This is a genomic window from Arsenicicoccus bolidensis DSM 15745, from assembly GCF_000426385.1.
In the GTDB taxonomy this organism is placed as follows: Bacteria; Actinomycetota; Actinomycetes; order Actinomycetales; family Dermatophilaceae; genus Arsenicicoccus; species Arsenicicoccus bolidensis.
Genome location: NZ_AUFG01000021.1, coordinates 26,529 through 45,488 on the forward strand (window position 1 = coordinate 26,529; position 18,960 = coordinate 45,488).

18 protein-coding genes are annotated in these 18,960 nt (G+C 70.3%); 16 read left to right on the plus strand and 2 right to left on the minus strand.

Annotation, left to right across the window (positions count from 1 at the left end; genetic code table 11):
- Nucleotides 1-9 precede the first annotated feature (9 nt).
- From rpsE to K313_RS0112205, 16 genes are all read left to right on the plus strand, one after another.
- Complete coding sequence (rpsE, locus tag K313_RS0112130) at nt 10-642, plus strand: 30S ribosomal protein S5 (protein WP_029211836.1); 633 nt, start codon at nt 10-12, stop codon at nt 640-642.
- Nucleotides 642-824: a 50S ribosomal protein L30 gene (rpmD, locus tag K313_RS0112135; RefSeq protein WP_019286337.1), complete on the plus strand. Its 183-nt coding sequence runs from the start codon at nt 642-644 to the stop codon at nt 822-824. Before rpsE ends, rpmD begins: the two co-directional genes overlap by 1 nt.
- Nucleotides 824-1,318: a 50S ribosomal protein L15 gene (rplO, locus tag K313_RS0112140; RefSeq protein ID WP_051274125.1), complete on the plus strand. Its 495-nt coding sequence runs from the start codon at nt 824-826 to the stop codon at nt 1,316-1,318. The genes rpmD and rplO overlap by 1 nt, the downstream gene beginning before the upstream one ends.
- A gap of 148 nt (nt 1,319-1,466) precedes the next feature.
- Nucleotides 1,467-2,780, plus strand: coding sequence for a preprotein translocase subunit SecY (gene secY, locus K313_RS0112145; protein WP_029211838.1), 1,314 nt, complete (start codon nt 1,467-1,469; stop codon nt 2,778-2,780).
- Entirely contained in the window at nt 2,780-3,343 is a 564-nt protein-coding gene (locus K313_RS0112150) for an adenylate kinase (RefSeq protein ID WP_029211839.1), read from the plus strand. The genes secY and K313_RS0112150 overlap by 1 nt, the downstream gene beginning before the upstream one ends.
- A gap of 9 nt (nt 3,344-3,352) precedes the next feature.
- Nucleotides 3,353-4,213: a type I methionyl aminopeptidase gene (map, locus tag K313_RS0112155; protein ID WP_019286333.1), complete on the plus strand. Its 861-nt coding sequence runs from the start codon at nt 3,353-3,355 to the stop codon at nt 4,211-4,213.
- A 260-nt stretch (nt 4,214-4,473) separates the two neighbouring features.
- Entirely contained in the window at nt 4,474-4,695 is a 222-nt protein-coding gene (gene infA / locus K313_RS0112160) for a translation initiation factor IF-1 (RefSeq protein ID WP_006946284.1), read from the plus strand.
- A gap of 96 nt (nt 4,696-4,791) precedes the next feature.
- Entirely contained in the window at nt 4,792-4,905 is a 114-nt protein-coding gene (gene rpmJ, locus K313_RS0112165) for a 50S ribosomal protein L36 (protein ID WP_019286332.1), read from the plus strand.
- 256 nt (nt 4,906-5,161) lie between these two features.
- Nucleotides 5,162-5,542, plus strand: a complete 381-nt coding sequence (gene rpsM, locus K313_RS0112170; RefSeq protein WP_029211840.1) for a 30S ribosomal protein S13 — start codon at nt 5,162-5,164, stop codon at nt 5,540-5,542.
- 117 nt (nt 5,543-5,659) lie between these two features.
- The gene (rpsK, locus tag K313_RS0112175) at nt 5,660-6,064 is read left to right on the plus strand and encodes a 30S ribosomal protein S11 (RefSeq protein ID WP_019286330.1); all 405 of its coding nucleotides are present in this window, start codon (nt 5,660-5,662) and stop codon (nt 6,062-6,064) included.
- Between the two features lie 24 nt (nt 6,065-6,088).
- Entirely contained in the window at nt 6,089-6,694 is a 606-nt protein-coding gene (rpsD, locus tag K313_RS0112180; RefSeq protein ID WP_029211841.1) for a 30S ribosomal protein S4, read from the plus strand.
- 181 nt (nt 6,695-6,875) lie between these two features.
- Nucleotides 6,876-7,892 (plus strand): DNA-directed RNA polymerase subunit alpha, encoded by a 1,017-nt coding sequence (locus K313_RS0112185; protein WP_029211842.1) that lies wholly within the window; start codon nt 6,876-6,878, stop codon nt 7,890-7,892.
- Nucleotides 7,893-7,973: 81 nt separating this feature from the next.
- Entirely contained in the window at nt 7,974-8,564 is a 591-nt protein-coding gene (rplQ, locus tag K313_RS0112190; protein WP_029211843.1) for a 50S ribosomal protein L17, read from the plus strand.
- A 172-nt stretch (nt 8,565-8,736) separates the two neighbouring features.
- A complete protein-coding gene (locus tag K313_RS0112195) occupies nt 8,737-9,606 on the plus strand; it encodes a tRNA pseudouridine synthase A (protein WP_029211844.1) in 870 nt (289 codons plus the stop codon).
- A gap of 169 nt (nt 9,607-9,775) precedes the next feature.
- Nucleotides 9,776-15,574, plus strand: a complete 5,799-nt coding sequence (gene pulA, locus K313_RS0112200; RefSeq protein ID WP_240483978.1) for a pullulanase-type alpha-1,6-glucosidase — start codon at nt 9,776-9,778, stop codon at nt 15,572-15,574.
- Nucleotides 15,575-15,740: 166 nt separating this feature from the next.
- The gene (locus tag K313_RS0112205; protein ID WP_029211846.1) at nt 15,741-16,682 is read left to right on the plus strand and encodes an aldo/keto reductase; all 942 of its coding nucleotides are present in this window, start codon (nt 15,741-15,743) and stop codon (nt 16,680-16,682) included.
- On the opposite strand, the gene K313_RS0112210 is transcribed toward K313_RS0112205, so the two are convergent.
- Both K313_RS0112210 and K313_RS0112215 read right to left on the minus strand, forming a co-directional pair.
- Nucleotides 16,651-17,964, minus strand: coding sequence for an MFS transporter (locus tag K313_RS0112210; RefSeq protein WP_029211847.1), 1,314 nt, complete (start codon nt 17,962-17,964; stop codon nt 16,651-16,653). The two genes, K313_RS0112205 and K313_RS0112210, sit on opposite strands and share 32 nt — an antisense overlap.
- A 158-nt stretch (nt 17,965-18,122) precedes the next feature.
- Nucleotides 18,123-18,722, minus strand: coding sequence for a winged helix-turn-helix domain-containing protein (locus tag K313_RS0112215; protein WP_019286319.1), 600 nt, complete (start codon nt 18,720-18,722; stop codon nt 18,123-18,125).
- Nucleotides 18,723-18,960 lie beyond the last annotated feature (238 nt).

Here is an 18,960-nt window from a genome sequence, read left to right on the forward strand (position 1 = left end):
GAACATCTGATGCCAGGACCTCAGCGCCGCGGAACCGGCGCCGGCACCGGCCAGAACGGTGGCGAGCGCACCAACGACCGCCGTGACCGTCGCGAGCGCAACGACCGTCGCGACTCCGCCGAGAAGAGCCAGTACATCGAGCGCGTGGTGACCATCAACCGCGTCGCCAAGGTCGTCAAGGGTGGCCGCCGCTTCAGCTTCACCGCGCTCGTCGTGGTGGGCGACGGTGACGGCACCGTGGGCGTGGGCTACGGCAAGGCCAAGGAGGTGCCCGCCGCGATCGCGAAGGGCGTCGAGGAGGCCAAGAAGGCGTTCTTCCGCGTCCCCCGCATCCAGGGCACCATCCCGCACCCCGTCCAGGGTGAGAAGGCCGCGGGCGTCGTGCTCCTGCGTCCGGCGGCTCCCGGTACCGGTGTCATCGCCGGTGGTCCGGTGCGCGCCGTGCTCGAGTGCGCCGGCATCCACGACGTGCTGTCCAAGTCGCTCGGCTCGGACAACTCGATCAACATCGTCCACGCGACGGTCGAGGCCCTCAAGGGTCTCGAGCGCCCCGAGGCCGTTGCCGCCCGCCGCGGCAAGTCCCTCGAGGACGTCGCACCCGCCGCTCTGCTGCGCGCCCGTGCCGCTGGGGCTGGTGCCTGATGTCTCGACTCAAGGTGACCCAGACCCGCGGCCACGTCGGCTGCAAGCAGAACCAGCGCGAGACCCTGCGCACGCTCGGTCTCAAGCGCATCGGTGACGTCGTCGTCAAGGAGGACCGCCCGGAGATCCGGGGCATGGTCCGCACCGTGGCGCACCTCGTGACCGTCGAGGAGGTTGACTGATGGCTACCGCCAAGAAGTCCGGCGAGCAGGAGCTCCCTGCCGACGGCACCACGCACGCCCTGAAGGTTCACCACCTTCGTCCCGCCCCCGGCGCCAAGACCCCCAAGACCCGCGTGGGTCGCGGTGAGGGCTCCAAGGGCAAGACGGCCGGTCGTGGCACCAAGGGCACGAAGGCCCGTTACCAGGTGCCCGAGGGCTTCGAGGGTGGTCAGACGCCGCTGCACATGCGTCTGCCCAAGCTGCGCGGCTTCAAGAACCCGTTCAAGACCGAGTACCAGGTCGTGAACCTCGACAAGATCTCGGCGCTGTACCCCGAGGGTGGCGACGTCACCGTGGAGGGTCTCGTGGAGAAGGGCGCGGTCCGCAAGGGCTCGCTCGTCAAGGTGCTCGGCCAGGGCGAGATCACCGTCAAGGTCAACGTGACCGCTGACAAGTTCTCCGGCTCTGCCAAGGACAAGATCGAGGCCGCGGGCGGTTCCACCACCCAGGCCTGATCGCCGGGGGAGGCCGGCGCCGCCGGTCCCGCCCGACATCACCCGCACCAAGGCCCCGGAAGCGTCGCTTCCGGGGCCTTGGGCGTGGGGGGCACCAGGGGTGCGGATGCTACCCTGCGTAAGTTGTCGTGGTCGCCGAGGAGGACCTGTGCTGTCGGCCTTTACCCGTGCGTTCAAGACGCCGGACCTTCGCAAGAAGATCTTGTTCACCCTGTTCGTGATGGCGCTGTTCCGCGTCGGGTCGATCGTGCCCACGCCCGGTGTCAGCTACACGGACGTCCAGGCCTGCCTGCAGGGTGCCGAGACCAACACCGGCGCCCTCGGCATCCTCAACCTGTTCAGCGGCGGCGCCCTGCTGCAGCTGTCGATCTTCGCGCTGGGCATCATGCCCTACATCACCGCGAGCATCATCGTGCAGCTGCTGACCGTGGTCATCCCGCGGTTCGAGGCACTCAAGCAGGAGGGCCAGTCGGGGCAGACCAAGCTGACGCAGTACACGCGCTACCTCACGATCGGGCTGGCGATCCTGCAGTCCGCCACGTACGTGACCTACGCCCGCAACCCCGACCAGCTGTTCGGCGGCCAGTGCACCTCGATCATGCCCGACGAGTCGCTGCCGGCCTTGCTGATCATGGTCGTCACCATGACCGCCGGCACGGGCCTGGTCATGTGGATGGGCGAGCTCATCACCGACCGGGGCGTCGGCAACGGCATGTCGCTGCTGATCTTCACCTCCATCGTCTCCAGCTTCCCCGGCACCCTGTGGGGCTCGGTCGCGGCGAACGGCCGCCAGCTGGGACGCTTCTTCCTCGTGATGCTCGTCGGCCTGGTCATCGTCGCCATCGTCGTCTTCGTCGAGCAGTGCCAGCGTCGCGTGCCCGTGCAGTACGCCAAGCGCATGGTCGGCAGCCAGGTGTACGGCGGCACCAGCACCTACATCCCGATGAAGATCAACATGGCCAATGTCATCCCGATCATCTTCGCGTCGTCGCTGCTGCAGCTGCCCACCATGGTGGCGACCTTCCAGCGCAACAACGCCAACCCGCCCGCCTGGGCCGAGTGGATCCAGACCCACCTCGGGATGGGTAGCGGGCCGTGGTACTCCCTGATCTTCTTCACGCTGATCGTGTTCTTCACGTTCTTCTACGTGTCGATCACCTTCAACCCTGAGGAGGTCGCCGACAACATGAAGAAGTACGGCGGCTTCATCCCCGGCATCAGAGCCGGCCGTCCCACCGCGCAGTACCTCGACTACATCCTGACCAGGCTGACGTCGGTGGGCGCGCTCTACCTCGGGCTGCTGTCGCTGATCCCCGTCATCGCGTTCACGACGATGAACGTGCAGAGCGACTTCCCGTTCGGCGGCGCCTCCCTGCTGATCATGGTGGGTGTGGGCCTGGAGACGGTGAAGCAGATCGAGTCCCAGCTCCAGCAACGCCACTACGAAGGGTTCCTGCGCTAATGCAGCTGATCATCATGGGTCCGCCCGGTGCCGGCAAGGGCACCCAGGCCGCACGACTCGTCGCGGACCTCGGGATCCCCGCGATCTCGACGGGCGACATCTTCCGCGCCAACATCAAGAACGAGACCGAGCTCGGTCTCAAGGTCAAGGAGATCATCGCCGGCGGCGGCTACGTCCCCGACGAGATCACGGACGCGATCGTGGCCGACCGGCTCTCCGAGCCGGACTGCGAGCCGGGCTTCCTGCTCGACGGCTACCCGCGAACCGTGGGGCAGGTCGAGGCCCTCGACGGGATGCTGGACCGCATGGGCCGCGCTCTGGACGCGGTGCTCGTCCTCACGGTCGACACCGACGCCGTGGTGCAGCGACTGCTCAAGCGGGCCGAGGTCGAGGGGCGCGTGGACGACACCGAGGAGGTCATCCGCGAGCGCATGGCGATCTACACCCGCGAGACGCAGCCCCTCATCGATCTCTACCGCGAGCGCGGCCTGATCCGCGAGGTCGACGGCATGGGCGACGTCGACGACGTGACCGCGCGGCTCCTGCAGACCGTGCGGGGCTGAGCCGCCCACGTGTTCGGACGTTCCAGGATCCAGACCAAGACCGCCGACCAGATCCGCGCGATGCGTCGCGCCGGGCTGGTCGTCGGCCGCACCTTGCAGATGCTCTCCGAGGAGCTGCGGGACGGCATGACCACCGGTCGTCTCGACGAGCTGGCCGAGACCTTCATCCGCGACCACGGCATGTTCCCCAACTTCGCCGAGGTGCCGGGCTACCGCCACACCCTGTGCGTCTCCGTCGGCGAGCAGATCGTCCACGGCATCCCCGGGGACCGCGTGCTGCGCGACGGTGACCTGGTGTCGGTCGACTGCGGCTGCTACGTCGTCGAGGACGGCACCCAGTGGCACGGCGACGCGGCCCGCACGTTCTTCGTGGGGGGGCGCGAGGCGGCCAGGCCCGCCGAGCTCGCCCTGTCCGACGCCACCGAGGCCTCCCTGTGGGCCGGCATCGCCGCCCTGCGCGTCGGTGGCCGCCTGCACGACGTGGGGGCCGCGGTGGAGGACTCCATCGAGGCCGCCGGGCAGCGCGACGGGGTCGACTACGGGATCGTCGAGGACTACGTCGGGCACGGGATCGGCACGGCGATGCACATGGACCCGCAGGTCTACAACTACCGGGTCCGCGACCGGGGGCCGGCGGTGCGCAGCGGGGTGACCCTGGCGATCGAGCCCATGATCACCCTGGGGTCGGCGGACAACCACGTGCTCGCCGACGAGTGGACGGTCGTCACCGACGACGGGTCGGCCGCGAGCCACTGGGAGAACTCCGTGGCGGTCACCGACGCGGGTCTGTGGGTCCTCACGGAGGTCGACGGGGGAGCCGAGCGCCTGAGGGCGGCCGGCGCGGCATACGGCCCGCTCGACCAGCCCTGATGCCCCGCAGGCACCCCCATCCAGTGCCCCCATCCAGCGCCCCCATTCAGCGCGCCTGCACCGATTTCCCTGCGTGCGGGGGTATGGCGTAGGCTGGTGCGTCGGCTCACGAGCACTCAGACCCACCTGTCCCGGCGGCTGGTCATGGCAGGTCCAGGTCTCGTCACCACGTGCGCCGGTAGTACCCGATCAGACAGTGCCACGGCGTTCTCCGTCCTGCTCCCGGCAGGCGGCGCACGCCCCGACGGAATGTGGAGGACATGGCCAAGAAGGACGGTGTCATCGAGATCGAGGGCACGATCGTGGAGGCTCTCCCGAACGCGATGTTCCGGGTGGAGCTCACCAACGGTCACAAGGTGCTCGCTCACATCTCCGGCAAGATGCGTCAGCACTACATCCGCATCCTCCCCGAGGACCGGGTCGTCGTTGAGCTCAGCCCGTATGACCTGACCCGAGGGCGCATCGTCTTCCGCTACCGCTGACCGGCTCGTCCGGTCCGGTGGTCGGTAGGCACCACCCGATCCACCCCTGCCCGGTGCACGTCCGTGCCCCGGGCCCGATCTGAAGACAGTAGGCAGATGAAGGTTCAGCCGAGCGTCAAGAAGATCTGCGACAAGTGCAAGGTGATCCGCCGCAACGGCCGGGTCATGGTGATCTGCGAGAACGCTCGCCACAAGCAGCGTCAGGGCTGATCCACCGGTCAGCGCGGCATCCGCCGGGCCGACCCGCACGCGCAGGCTTCCGCCGAACGCGCACGAAGCATTGCCAGCAGCACCCGGCCTCAGGCCTCGACCCGTCGAGTCCTGGACGTCACCCCCGGCACGGAGGCCGGGGACCGAGACCTCGTCCGAGCGAGGCGCCCGACCTAGAGGGTGCCGAGCGACGACGGCGAGGTATGTCGGAACGGTGCTGCGCCAGACCTCCGTTCGTACCAGGAGAATGAACCACATGGCTCGTCTCGTTGGAGTCGACCTGCCGCGCGACAAGCGCGTCGAGGTCGCACTGACGTACATCTTCGGCGTGGGTCGCACCCGCGCCGAGCAGACCATCGCGGCCACGGGCGTCAACCCGGACACGCGTGTCAAGAACCTCACCGAGGAGGAGCTGGTCAAGCTCCGCGACCACCTCGAGGAGAGCTACCAGATCGAGGGTGACCTCCGTCGCGAGATCGCGTCCGACATCCGCCGCAAGGTGGAGATCGGGTCCTACGAGGGGCTGCGCCACCGTCGTGGCCTGCCCGTCCGCGGTCAGCGCACCAAGACCAACGCTCGCACCCGCAAGGGCCCGAAGCGCACGGTCGCCGGCAAGAAGAAGGCCGGAAAGAAGTAACCAACCGATGTGAACCGGACGCCCAGCCGGGGGATTGGAACCCTTGCGGCGCGGCACATCAGTCGGTCCACTTCACGCACAGTCTTCACTTACCGAGTTACAGGAGAAACCAGCCACATGCCTCCCAAGGGCCGTCAGGCTGCGGCGAAGAAGGTCCGCCGCAAGGAGAAGAAGAACGTCGCCCACGGGCACGCTCACATCAAGAGCACGTTCAACAACACGATCGTCTCGATCACCGACCCGACCGGAGCGGTGATCTCGTGGGCGTCCGCCGGCCAGGTCGGCTTCAAGGGCTCCCGCAAGTCCACCCCGTTCGCCGCGCAGATGGCCGCCGAGGCCGCTGCCCGTCGGGCGATGGACCACGGCATGCGCAAGGTCGACGTCTTCGTCAAGGGCCCGGGCTCGGGCCGCGAGACGGCGATCCGCTCGCTGACCGCCACCGGCCTCGAGGTCGGCGCCATCAGCGACGTCACGCCCACCCCCCACAACGGCGTGCGCCCGCCCAAGCGCCGTCGCGTCTGAGACACGGAAGGAGATAGCTGACTTATGGCTCGTTACACCGGACCCATGAGCAAGAAGTCCCGTCGTCTCAAGACCGACCTGGTCGGTGGCGACAAGAACTTCGAGAACCGCCCCTACCCGCCCGGCATGCACGGCCGCGGTCGCGTGCAGGAGAAGGAGTACCTCCTCCAGCTGCGCGAGAAGCAGAAGGCCCGTTACATGTACGGCGTCCTGGAGAAGCAGTTCCGCAACTACTACGAGACGGCCTCGCGTCGCCCCGGCAAGACCGGCGAGAACCTCCTCCAGATCCTCGAGTCCCGCCTGGACAACGTGGTCTACCGCGCCGGCCTGGCCCGCACCCGTCGTGCGGCTCGTCAGCTCGTCGCCCACGGCCACTTCACGGTCAACGGCGTCCGCGTGGACATCCCGTCCTACCAGGTGACGCAGTACGACATCATCGACATCCGCCCCAAGTCGGTCAACACGTTCCCGTTCGACCTGGCTCGCCAGACGTTCGGCGACGGGCCGATCCCGGCGTGGATGCAGGTCGTCCCGGGCTCCCTGCGGATCCTGATCCACCAGCTGCCCGTGCGCGAGCAGATCGACGTCCCCGTCGAGGAGCAGCTGATCGTGGAGCTCTACTCGAAGTAATCGGCATCACGACGCATGGCGGTGGGCCGGGTTGCGGCCCGGCTCGCCGCCATACGTCTGAGACCACGGTCCGTCCCGCGGACGGACCGGCCGGCCGGCTCACGGACAGAGGTGAGCGGCCGCCCCGCCAGGGGATTCATGAGACGTCATATAGCGGGCGTCCATGGGAAGGAAGAAAACCGTGCTGATCGCACAGCGTCCGGTGCTCTCGGAGGAGATGCTCTCCGAGGCCCGTTCCCGCTTCACCATCGAGCCCCTCGAGCCGGGCTTCGGCTACACCCTCGGCAACTCGCTGCGGCGCACGCTGCTGTCGAGCATCCCGGGTGCCGCCGTCACCAGCCTGCGCATCGACGGCGTCCTCCACGAGTTCTCCACCGTCCCCGGTGTCAAGGAGGACGTGACGGAGTTCATCCTCAACATCAAGGGTCTGGTCGTCTCCTCGGAGCACGACGAGCCGGTCGTGATGTACCTCCGCAAGCAGGGTCCCGGCGCCGTCACCGCCGCCGACATCACCCCGCCCGCGGGCGTCGAGGTGCACAACCCCGACCTGCACATCGCGACGCTCAACGAGAACGGCAAGCTCGAGATGGAGCTGACCGTCGAGCGTGGGCGTGGCTACGTCTCGTCGCAGCAGAACAAGTCCGGCGAGCAGGAGATCGGTCGCATCCCGGTCGACTCCATCTACTCCCCGGTGCTGGCCGTGACCTACAAGGTCGAGGCGACGCGTGTCGAGCAGCGCACGGACTTCGACCGCCTGGTGGTCGACGTCGAGACCAAGAACTCCATGGCTCCGCGCGACGCGATGGCCTCCGCCGGCAAGACGCTGGTGGAGCTCTTCGGGCTCGCCCGCGAGCTCAACGTCGAGGCCGAGGGCATCGACATGGGCCCGTCCCCGACGGACGCCGCGCTCGCCGCCGACCTGGCCCTGCCGATCGAGGACCTCGACCTGACCGTCCGGTCCTACAACTGCCTCAAGCGCGAGGGCATCCACACGGTGGGCGAGCTCGTGGGTCGCAGCGAGGCCGACCTGCTCGACATCCGCAACTTCGGTGCGAAGTCGATCGACGAGGTCAAGGCCAAGCTCGTGGGCATGGGCCTGCAGCTCAAGGACAGCCCGCCCGGGTTCGACCCGTCGGCGATCGCCGAGGCGTACGACAGCTACGAGGACGACATCGCCCTCGAGGACGAGCAGTACTGAACTACTGACCGAAAGCAGGACTGACCTCACGGCGCCACGGTCGGCGCCCCCTGCGGTCGGTCGGACTATCTAGGAGAAACCATGCCTACCCCCACCAAGGGTCCTCGTCTCGGCGGCGGTCCGGCCCACGAGCGCCTGATGCTGGCCAATCTGGCCACGTCGCTCTTCGAGCACGACAAGATCACGACCACCGAGGCCAAGGCCAAGCGCCTGCGCCCCCTGGCCGAGCGCATGATCACCTTCGCCAAGCGCGGCGACCTGCACGCTCGTCGTCGGGTGCTCACGGTCGTCCGTGACAAGGGTGTCGTGCACCGTCTGTTCGTGGAGATCGCGCCCGACATGGCCGAGCGCCAGGGCGGCTACACCCGCATCACCAAGATCGGTGCCCGCAAGGGTGACAACGCCCCCATGGCCGTGATCGAGCTCGTCCGCGAGCCCGTCGCCAAGAAGGCCACCGTCAAGGAGGCCGAGGCGGCGACCAAGCGCGCGTCCAAGGACTCCGCCAAGGCCGCCCCGGTCGAGACCGCCGAGCCGGTCGAGACCGAGACGGTCGAGCCGGCCGCCACCACGGAGGCCACCGAGGCCCCCGAGGCGCCGGTCGAGGACCAGCCCACCACCGAGGCGGCCGACGCCGCCACGGACAGCAAGACCGAGACCAAGGGCGACGCCTGACCGCTTCGCCTGACGCCTGCAGGGCCCGTCACCCCCACCCGGGGCGACGGGCCCTTCGGCATACGGCTGTCGCGAGGTGCGGTCGTCCGGGGGACGGCCCGGCTCGCTGGTCTGCCGCACGCCCGCGGCGATGGTCCGGAGCAGAGTCCCAGCCTGGCTAGGATCGACGGTCATGGACGCTCCCCTCGTGCCGACGGCCCCGGTCCGCCTGCGGGTCGACTTCGCGTATGACGGGACCGACTTCAGCGGCTGGGCGGCGCAACCGGGCCGGAGGACCGTCGAGGACACCCTGGCCACGGCGTGGCGCACGATCCTGCGCAGTGACCTGGCGCCGCGGCTCACGGTGGCCGGGCGCACGGACGCCGGGGTCCACGCGCGGGGCGCCGTCTGCCACCTGGACGTGGTGGAGGACGATCTGGCCCGGCTGCCGGGGCGGTCGGACCGTGCGCCCGTGCAGGCGGCCGTGAGCCGGCTCAACGGGGTGCTGCCCGACGACCTGGTGGTCCGCTTCGTCCGGGTGGCCCCGGACGGGTTCGACGCTCGGTTCTCGGCGCTCGAGCGACGCTATCGCTACCGGCTGCTGGACGACCCGGCCCGGCTGGACCCGCTGCGTCGGCGCGACACCACGGTGGTGCGGCGGCCGCTGGACCTGGAGCGGATGCAAGAGGCGTGCGCAGGACTGGTCGGGTTGCACGACTTCGCGGCGTTCTGCAAGCAGCGGGAGGGCGCGACGACGATCCGGACCCTGCTGGAGTACTCCTGGGTGCGGGACGAGGAAGGCGTGCTCGTGGCCACGGTGCGGGCCGATGCCTTCTGCCACTCCATGGTGCGAGCCCTGATCGGCGGCGCCGTGCCGGTGGGGGAGGGCCGACGGGACGGTGCCTGGCTGCGCGACGTGCTCGTGGGCGCGCGCCGGGACCCGGGCGTCGCCGTGATGCCGCCGCACGGGCTAAGCCTTGACGAGGTCCGCTACCCACCGGACGAGGAGCTCGCCGGACGGGCGCGGGCGGCCAGGACCCTCAGATCCCTGCCGGGTGACTGAGCGCCGGCAGGCAGCACGGTGACGCGGTTGCTGCAAGATGTGCAAGTTCTTGCAGGGGTCGAGGGGCGGTATGTCGGTGGCGGGCGCCATACTGGCGACTGGACCACGACGACGTGGCCCGTCAGGTGCTCGCGGCCCCCACTGCGTGCATGAATTCCCAGGAGACATCGTGCCTCTCACGATTCGCCGCAGTGCCCGCCCGGCACTGGCCACCCTCGCCGCCCTGGCCCTCGCCGCGATCGGCCTGCCGCAGGCCCCCATCGCCGCGGCCGCCGCGGCCGCCCAGACGCGCACGGTCACCCTCGTCGGATCGCTGCAGTCCGAGCTGGGCTGCTCGGACGACTGGCAGCCCGCCTGCGAGCAGACCCGTCTCGTGGCGGAGCCGGGCACCTCGACCTACCAGCGCACCTTCGACGTGCCGGCCGGGTCCTACGAGGTCAAGACGGCGATCAACGGCACGTGGGAGGAGTCCTACGCGCTGGACGGCACCAAGGGAGGCGACAACGCCCCGCTCGTGCTCAAGGGCCCGGCGCGCCTGCAGGTGACCTACGACGACACCACGCACCGCACCGGGATCGCCCCGCTCGGCCTCGCCGGGGGCGCGACCACCGCCGACAAGGCCCTGGCCCAGGACAGCCTGCGCCCGCCGACGACGCGCGAGCGCTTCTACTTCGTCATGGCCGACCGGTTCGCCAACGGTGATCGCGGCAACGACCAGGGAGGGCTCACCGGGGGGCGGCTCGAGACCGGGCTCGACCCGTCGGACAAGGGCTTCTACCACGGCGGCGACCTGGCCGGTCTGCAGCAGCGGCTGGACTACGTCAAGGGCCTCGGGACGACCGCGATCTGGCTCACGCCGTCGTTCAAGAACCGCCCGGTCCAGGGGACCGGCGCGGACGCCAGCGCCGGCTACCACGGCTACTGGGTCACCGACTTCACCCAGATCGATCCGCACCTCGGCACCAACGCCGAGATGAAGGCCCTCGTCGCCGCAGCGCACGCCAAGGGGATGAAGGTCTACTTCGACATCATCACCAACCACACGGCCGACGTCCTGGACTACGCCCAGAAGCAGTACTCCTACGTGCCGAAGTCGGCGGTCCCCTACAGGACGGCCGCGGGCCAGGCGTTCGACGACCGGGACTACGTCAACAAGCAGTTCCCGCCCCTGTCGGCGCAGTCGTCCTTCCCCTACACCCCGACCTACCGCACCGAGGCGGACAAGACGGTGCGGGTGCCCTCCTGGCTCAACGACCCGACGATGTACCACAACCGCGGGGACTCGACCTGGGCGGGCGAGTCGACGACCTACGGCGACTTCGTGGGTCTGGACGACCTGTTCACCGAGCGGCCCGAGGTGGTCGACGGGATGGGCGACGTCTACGCCGCGTGGGTCGACCTCGGCATCGACGGCTTCCGCATCGACACGGTCAAGCACGTCAATCTCGAGTTCTGGCAGCGGTTCTCACCACGGGTCCTGGACCACGCGCGGTCGATCGGCCGCAAGGACTTCTTCATGTTCGGCGAGGTCTACGACGGCGACCCCAAGGTGACGTCCACCTACACCACGGCCGGCAAGCTCCCCGCCACGCTGGACTTCGGCTTCCAGGGCGCAGCCGTGGCTGCCGCCCAGGGCAAGGCCACGACCGGCCTGCGCGACCTGTTCGCCGGGGACGACTACTACACCGACGCCGACTCGAACGCCTACCAGCTGCCGACCTTCCTCGGCAACCACGACATGGGACGCGTCGGCATGATGCTCGCCAAGGCGGGCTACACCGGCGGCGAGCTGCTGCAGCGCACGCGGCTGGCCAACGAGATCATGTACCTCACCCGGGGACAGCCCGTCACCTACTACGGCGACGAGCAGGGCTTCGCGGGGGCCGGGGGCGACAAGGACTCGCGCCAGGACATGTTCGCCACCAAGGTCCAGCAGTATGCCGAGGAGCCCGTCATCGGCGGAGCCCCCGGGTCGCGGGATCGCTACGACAGGTCCGCACCGCTCTATCGGACGATCTCCGAGCTGTCTGCGCTGCGGCAGGCCAACCCCGCGCTCGCGGACGGTGCCCAGATCCACCGCTACGCCTCGGACGCGGCCGGCATCTACGCCTTCTCGCGCATCGACCGGGCCACCGGTCGTGAGTACGTCGTCGCCGTCAACAACAGCACCAAGGCCGCGTCCGCCTCCTTCTCGACCTACGTCAGGCAGCGGCCCTTCCTGCCCGTGCACGGCACGAGGTCGACCCTCAAGTCCGACAAGGACGGGCGGGTCACCGCGACCGTGCCCCCGCTGTCGGTGAGCGTCTGGTCCTCGACCGGGTCCATGACCCACCGGCCGGCCGCGCCCGCGGTCTACCTCACCTCTCCTGGCGCCGGCGCCACCGTCGGCGGTCGCGCGGAGATCTCGGCGGCCATCCCGGAGAACACCTTCGCCCAGGTCACCTTCGCCTACCGCCCGGTGGGGACGTCCTCGTGGACGACCCTCGGCACCGACGACAACGCCCCCTACCGGGTCTTCCACGACGTGAGCGGCCTGGCCAAGGGGACCCTGCTGGAGTACCGCGCGGTGGCCAAGGACGGCACCGGCAACGTGTCGGCGTCCTCGTCCTACGGGATCGTCGGCGAGCCGGGCACCGCCCCCACGCCGGGCGGCGGGGTCGGCCCGGTGACCCAGCCCCAGGCGGTCTCGGTCCCCGGCACGCACAACACCGAGATGGGCTGCAGCGAGGACTGGGCGCCGGCCTGCGACCAGGCGCAGCTCGCGCTGGACGCCAAGGACCAGGTCTGGAAGCGCACGTTCACCACGATCCCGGCGGGCCAGCACTCCTACAAGGCGGCGATCAACCGCGCGTGGGACGAGAACTACGGCGCCGGCGGCGTCCGGGGCGGGACCAACATCGACTACACCGCACCAGGCGGCAACGTCACCTTCTACTACGACCACGCCACGCACCACGCCACCAGTGATGCCCAGGGCCCGATCATCACGGCCCCGGGCTCCTACCAGGCCAAGCTGGGCTGCGGCGGTGACTGGGCCCCCGACTGCATGCGGCCGTGGCTCCAGGACCCCGACGGTGACGGCACCTACACCTGGTCCAGCGACCAGATACCGGCAGGTACCTACGAGTTCAAGGTGGCGCACGGGCTGTCGTGGACCGAGAGCTATGGTGCGGGCGGCGCTGCCGGAGGGTCCAACATGCCGCTCACCGTGCCGTCGGACGGCACGGTGGTCACCATCTCCTACACGATCGGCACCCACATGACGACGGTGAAGACGTCCCGGGCCGGCTCGGCCCCCGACCTCGGCACCCAGCGGGCCGTCTGGGTCGCTCCGGACCTGATGGCGTGGCCCGCCGCGGCGGTGCCACAGGGCACCGACCCCGCGCTCCTGCGGTGGCGCCTGCACTGGTCCCCGAGCGCGCGACTGGCGATGGACGCGGAGACGATCACCTCGCCCGACGGCGGCCAGGCCTCGCTCACGCGGGACCCGGCCGGGCTGCCGGCGGCCGTGCTGGCCGCCCACCCCGAGCTCGAGGGCTACCACGCCCTGCGGCTCGACCGGGCGGCGTCCCGCCAGGCCCCCGAGATCCTGCGCGGGCAGGTCGCGGTGGGCATGTACGACCACCTCGGCCGGCTCCAGGACGCCACGGGCGTGCAGATCGCACCGGTGATCGACGCGCTGTACGCGCCGCGCGCCACGGCCCGTTCCTACGGCGTGAGCTTCCGCGGCGCCACCCCCTCGTTCGCGGTGTGGGCGCCCACGGCGCAGCAGGTCACCCTCCTGTCGTGGCCCCGTGGCGCGGCGGCGGAGGCCCCCGTCAGCGCGGCGACGCGGACCCGGATGGATCGTGGGCAGGACGGAGCCTGGACGGCCACCCGGCCCGGGCTCAAGGACGCCCGCTACGCCTACGAGGTCGTCGTCTACGCGCCGACCACGCGCACGATCAAGACCAATGTCGTCACCGACCCCTACTCGGTGGCACTCACCCCCGGCTCGGCGCGGTCCGTGGCGGTGGACCTCGCCGACCCCGCCCTTGCTCCCCGGTTGTGGCGGGACACCAGGGCGCCGGCCCTGAAGCAGTCCGTCGACTCGACGATCTACGAGCTGCACGTGCGTGACTTCTCGATCGGTGACGCCTCCGTGCCGGCCGCCCACCGGGGTTCCTACCTCGCGTTCGCCGACGAGGGCGACGGCACCAAGCACCTCCGCTCGCTGGCCAAGGCGGGTCTCAACACCGTGCACCTGCTCCCGACCTTCGACATCGCGTCCATCCCCGAGGGGCGCGCCGACCAGCAGGCACCGGGATGCGACCTGGCGTCCATGGGGCCCGCGAGCGAGGGCCAGCAGGCCTGCATCACCAAGGTCGCCGACAAGGACGGCTACAACTGGGGCTACGACCCCCTGCACTGGATGGCGCCCGAGGGGTCCTACGCGTCCAGCGACGCGAGCGCCGACGGCGGCGCCCGGGTGGCGGAGTTCCGCACGATGGTCGGGGGGCTGCACCGCTCAGGCCTGCGGGTGGTCCTGGACCAGGTGTTCAACCACACCCCGGCCTCGGGGCAGGACCCCAAGTCCGTCCTTGACCGCATCGTCCCCGGCTACTACCACCGCCTCGACGCCAAGGGCGCGGTCTACACCTCCACGTGCTGCCAGAACATCGCGACCGAGCACGCCATGGCAGAGAAGGCCATGGTCGACGCCGTCGTCCTGTGGGCCCGGCACTACAAGGTCGACGGCTTCCGCTTCGACCTCATGGGTCACCACAGCCGCGAGTCGATGGTCAAGGTGCGGTCCGCGCTCGACGCCCTGACGCCGGCCCGGGACGGTGTCGACGGCCGGAGCGTCTACGTCTACGGCGAGGGCTGGAACTTCGGCGAGGTCGCCGACGACGCGCTCTTCCGCCAGGCCACGCAGGGGCAGCTCGGTGGGACGGGGATCGGGGCGTTCAACGACCGGCTCCGCGACGCCGTGCGCGGTGGCGGCCCGTTCGACGACGACCCCCGCGCCCAGGGCTTCGGCTCCGGAGTCGCGACCGACCCCAACGGGACCCCCGTCGCCGGCGGGGCCGCCGACCTGGCCAACGACACCGACCTCCTCCAGCTGGGCCTCGCCGGTCAGCTGCGGTCGTTCAGCTTCCGCTCCACGCGGGGGACGACGGTCACTGGTGAGCAGGTTGACTACAACGGTGCCAAGGCCGGCTATGCGGACCAGCCGGCCGAGTCGATCAGCTATGTCGACGCCCACGACAACGAGACGCTGTGGGACGCACTGACCATGAAGCTGCCCCGCTCGACGAGCATGGCCGACCGGGTCCGGATGAACACCCTGTCCCTGTCGACGACGGCTCTCGGTCAGTCGCCCAGCTTCTGGCACGCCGGCGCCGACCTGCTCCGCAGCAAGAGCTTCGACCGGGACAGCTACAACAGCGGCGACTGGTTCAACACCCTCTCCTGGACGGGGGCGGACAACGGCTTCGGCCACGGCCTGCCTCCCGCAGGCCCCAACAAGGCCAAGTGGGAGTTCATGCGCCCCTTGCTGGCCGACGCCTCGCTCAAGCCGTCCGCAGCGGACGTGCGGACCGCGACGACGCAGGCCCAGGACCTGCTGCGCCTGCGCTTCTCCACCCCGCTGTTCCGCCTGGGCACAGCCGACCAGATCAAGGCCAAGCTGAGCTATCCGGTCAGCGGCACCACCGACGCCCGGCCGGGCGTCGTCGTGATGCGGATCGACGACACCCGCGGCACGGCCGTCGACCCGGCCCTGGACGGCGTGGTCGTGGTGTTCAACGCCACCCCCGAGGCGGTCAGCCAGCCGCTGCCGGGCCTCAAGCGCGCGACCATGACGCTGTCGCCCGTCCAGCAGCAGGGCGCCGACGCGGTCGTCCGGCAGTCCCGCTGGGACGCCGCGACGGGCGTCGCGACCGTTCCGGCGCGCACCGTGGCGGTGTTCGTCCAGCCGGCACGCTGACCCGGCCGGGGGTCCGATCCCGTCCCTCGCGTCGGATCGGTCCACCGCGCGTGGTCGGTCCACCGCGCGTGGTCGGTCCACCGCGCGTGGTCGGTCCACCGCTCCGGGTCGGGCCCGCGGTCCGGCAGCCCGTGCACCGGGCTGCCAGACCGGCGAGACTGAGCTCATGAACGAGCTGGTCTACGGATGCATGGGTCTGGGTGGCGACTGGGACGGCGAGGAGGTCACCCCCGAGGCGGTCGACGCGGCGGAGCGGGCCGTGCTGGCCGCGCTGGACGCGGGTATGACGACCTTCGACCACGCCGACATCTATCGGCGCGGCAAGGCCGAGCGGGCGTTCGGGCTGGTGCTGCGCCGACACCCCGGGCTGCGGGATCGGATCCGCCTGCAGACCAAGGTGGGGATCACGTTGCCGTCGGACGACGTGGTCGGGCACTACGACCTGTCCGCCCAGGCCATCCGCACCCGGACCCTCGCGTGCCTCGAGCGACTGGGCGTGGACCACGTCGACACCCTGCTGCTCCACCGGCCGGACCCGCTGATGGTGCCGCAGGAGGCAGCCGACGCGTTGCACGGGCTCGTCGCCGACGGCCTGGTGGGCGCCGTCGGCGTCTCCAACTTCTCGGCGGCCCAGATGCGCTCCCTGCAGCGGCACCTGGACCTGCCCATCGCCGTCAACCAGCTCGAGCTGTCCCTGCACCACCGGGGATTCGTGGAGGAGGGGATCTGCGTCAACACGGGGTCGTCCACCTCAGCGCCCTTCCCCGAGGGCACGCTCGAGCACTGCCAGGAGCACGGCGTGCAGGTCCAGGCGTGGGGGAGCCTGGCGCAGGGCCGCTACTCGGGTCGTCTGCCCGAGGACTCCGACGGCGGCGACCGGCGCACCGCCCGGCTCGTGCAGAGGCTGGCGGACGAGCTCCAGGCAACCCGGGAGGAGATCGTGCTCGGCTGGCTCATGAAGCACCCCGCCCGCATCGCGCCCGTGGTGGGCAGCACCGACCCGGGCCGCATCGCCGCCTGCGCGGGCGCCCGACGCGTGGCCGAGGAGCTGAGCCGGCAGCAGTGGTACGCCCTGCTTACCTCTGCGCGCGGGGTGGCCGTGCCCTGACGGGGTGGGTCCGTCGTCCCTCCTTCCTCGCCGCAGGGAGGTAGCCGAGCAGGCCGAGGACCGAGACGAGGCCACCGACGACCATGGCGGTCGCGATGCTCGTCCGGCCGGCCACGAGGCCCAGCACCGGTGACCAGGCAGCGGCCGCCGCGAAGAAGACCAGGGAGTTCAGCGACAGCACAGTCGCGCGGTTGGCGGAGGTGGCCTCGCGGTGCAGCAGCGCGTTGTGGGCGACGCCCGCGGCGCCGTGCAGGCCGTAGGTGAACAGGTAGGCCGCGACCAGGGCGACGGGTCCAGCGGCCAGCCCCATCACGAGCGCACCCAGACCGTTGAGCACCCGGGCGAGGATGGCCGTGCGCGCCACCCCTATGCGTCGGTGGAGCCGCCCGGCCAGGGACGAGCCCACGGCGAACACCGCCCAACCGGCCGCCGACACCGGTCCGATCCATCGACCCGCCGCGGCCGCCCCACCCAGCTGCTCGGACAGGCGCAGGCTGAGGAGCGTCTCGAAGACGACCAGCGCTGCGCACCAACCAATCTCGACGGCGACGATCCCGGCCAGCACCCGGTTGTGGACGACGAGCCGGACGCTGTCCGCGATCACGGCTGGGGTCTCGCGCAGCGAGGCGGCGACCTGACGCAGCGCCGCACGGTGAGGGGAGGGTGGATGGACCGAACCGACCATGCCCGCGACGCCTCGTGGCCGCTCGCGGAGCAGCGCCGCCGTCGCCACGAGGTGCGCCACGCAGAGGACGGCATAGAGGACCAGCGGGAGGAGCAGGGCGCTGTGGTCACGCCAGGGGTGCCAGGCCACCAGGGCGCCCGACAGGACGGAACCGCCGGCGATGGTGATCCCGAGGATGGTGCCCTGCGCGGCGAGGTCGCCGGCCACCTCGGCGTCGGGATCGGCCTCGTGGACGACATCGACGAACCACGCCTCGAGGGGGCCGGAGTCGAGGGCGCGATAGACCCCCATCAGGGCGGCGGCCACCGCGAAGGCCCAGAAGCTGTCCGCCAGCAGGTAGGCGACGGCCGCGATGACGTTGACGACCCCGGCGACGAGCAGGAGGGGCCGGCGGCCAAACGCATCTGCGAAGCCGGACGAGGGCAGCTCGAGCAGGATGACGGCGACGCCCTGGAAGGAGACGTAGGAGAGCGTCTCGGCGACGGTCAGGCCGCGCTCCCGGGCTACGAGCGCGAACAGGCCCACGACGAGCCCCACCGGCGCCCACCGGGTCGCGCTGAGGGTCAGGAAGACGGTGCGGGGGGAGAGGGTGGGCATGACGGCTCCTACGCCGATTGGTCAGTTCGCGACGGGCGGGGTGTCGGGACGTGACCGGTCGGCGGTGGTGGGGTGTCGGGACGTGACCGGTCGGCGGTGGCGGGGTGTCGGGACGTGACCGGTGGGGTGTCGGGACGTGACCGGTCGGCGGGTGGGGGTCAGCGGCGACGAGGGGTCTTGTCGAGGTCGATCGGGTAGGCGACGTAGTAGAAGGAGACCCGCTTGGCCTCGGGGTTGCCCTGCCCGGCCGTGCGGTAGGAGTCGGCCAGCTCTGAGACCTTGTCCCGCAGCTCGGCCAGCTGGGCGTCGGTGACGACGAGCATGGTGTCGTTCATGGAGGCGGCGTCCTGCCAGGAGGCGGGCCAGCGGTGCCGGGCGTCCAGCCACGCCCCGAACTTGTCGTGGAAGTGCTGCAGCCAGTCACGCTCCAGCCACCCGAGCGCCGTGTCGGCGTCCTCGTCGTCGAGGAACTCGCTGGGGTTGACCATGGTCAGGTCGGCGGACGCGGCCCAGAGACGGCGTCGGCCCTGCCGGTCGCCCACCTCGGTCACGAGACCGACCTCCTCGAGCTTGCGGAGGTGGTATGACGTCGCGCCGCTGTTGGTGCCCATCACCTTGGCGAGCGCCGTTGCGGTCGCAGGGCCCTCGCGTCGCAGTGCCCCCACCAGCCGCGATCGCAGCGGGTGCGCGAGGACCTTGACGGCCGTGGCGGTGAGCCGGACCGATGACAGCGGGGGAGGGGGCGGCGGGATCGTCATACGTGCACAATAACTTTGCACACTCTGTTTGCACAATAGTTTTGCACAAACACCGTGGACCCCTGTCCTCCCAGGTCAGGGGCCGTATGACGGGTCCCGCGCCACCGTTTGGGGTCGCACCGGGCAGCCGGTAGACTTGAGGACTGTTGTGCCGTGTGCCCTCTGCGGGCATGCACCCCAGCGCAGGTCGCCGGGAGCTCACGGCATACCGCCGATAGACACTCATCGAACGTAAGGC

Bases quoted from the DNA above. Each gene is read 5' to 3' on its own strand.
- rpsE (WP_029211836.1), top strand. From the start codon at position 10: ATGCCAGGACCTCAGCGCCGCGGAACCGGCGCCGGCACCGGCCAGAAC.
- rplO (WP_051274125.1), top strand. From the start codon at position 824: ATGGCTACCGCCAAGAAGTCCGGCGAGCAGGAGCTCCCTGCCGACGGC.
- rpmD (WP_019286337.1), top strand. From the start codon at position 642: ATGTCTCGACTCAAGGTGACCCAGACCCGCGGCCACGTCGGCTGCAAG.
- K313_RS0112150 (WP_029211839.1), top strand. From the start codon at position 2,780: ATGCAGCTGATCATCATGGGTCCGCCCGGTGCCGGCAAGGGCACCCAG.
- rpsD (WP_029211841.1), top strand. From the start codon at position 6,089: ATGGCTCGTTACACCGGACCCATGAGCAAGAAGTCCCGTCGTCTCAAG.
- K313_RS0112210 (WP_029211847.1), bottom strand. From the start codon at position 17,964: ATGCCCACCCTCTCCCCCCGCACCGTCTTCCTGACCCTCAGCGCGACC.
- rpmJ (WP_019286332.1), top strand. From the start codon at position 4,792: ATGAAGGTTCAGCCGAGCGTCAAGAAGATCTGCGACAAGTGCAAGGTG.
- K313_RS0112195 (WP_029211844.1), top strand. From the start codon at position 8,737: ATGGACGCTCCCCTCGTGCCGACGGCCCCGGTCCGCCTGCGGGTCGAC.
- K313_RS0112205 (WP_029211846.1), top strand. From the start codon at position 15,741: ATGAACGAGCTGGTCTACGGATGCATGGGTCTGGGTGGCGACTGGGAC.
- K313_RS0112215 (WP_019286319.1), bottom strand. From the start codon at position 18,722: ATGACGATCCCGCCGCCCCCTCCCCCGCTGTCATCGGTCCGGCTCACC.
- rpsK (WP_019286330.1), top strand. From the start codon at position 5,660: ATGCCTCCCAAGGGCCGTCAGGCTGCGGCGAAGAAGGTCCGCCGCAAG.
- rpsM (WP_029211840.1), top strand. From the start codon at position 5,162: ATGGCTCGTCTCGTTGGAGTCGACCTGCCGCGCGACAAGCGCGTCGAG.
- rplQ (WP_029211843.1), top strand. From the start codon at position 7,974: ATGCCTACCCCCACCAAGGGTCCTCGTCTCGGCGGCGGTCCGGCCCAC.
- infA (WP_006946284.1), top strand. From the start codon at position 4,474: ATGGCCAAGAAGGACGGTGTCATCGAGATCGAGGGCACGATCGTGGAG.